1 protein-coding gene is annotated in these 281 nt (G+C 64.8%); it reads right to left on the reverse strand.

Translation table 11 applies throughout. From position 1 onward, the window contains the following. Window positions 1–281, reverse strand: a 281-nt coding sequence (locus FY036_RS00030) for a DDE-type integrase/transposase/recombinase (RefSeq protein ID WP_148912701.1), incomplete at both ends; no start/stop codon positions are given.

Here is a 281-nt window from a genome sequence, read left to right on the forward strand (position 1 = left end):
CGTCTGGTGCCATCGCTCGATCTTGCCTTGGGTCTGAGGATGGCAGGGCGCCCCGCGCGTATGTTCCATGCCCTTGTCGGATAGCCACGCGGCCAGGTCGGAAGAGACGTAGGAGGGGCCGTTGTCGGACAACAGCCGCGGCCGCTGCACCACCTTGGCGCTGTCGCAGCCAGAAGCCTGCAGCGCGATGGTCAGCGTGTCGGTGACGTCCTCGGCCTTCATCGTGGTGCACAGCTTCCAGGCGATGATGTAGCGAGAGAAGTCGTCGAGCACGGTCGACA

This window comes from Neoaquamicrobium microcysteis, from assembly GCF_008180155.1.
GTDB lineage: Bacteria > Pseudomonadota > Alphaproteobacteria > Rhizobiales > Rhizobiaceae > Aerobium > Aerobium microcysteis.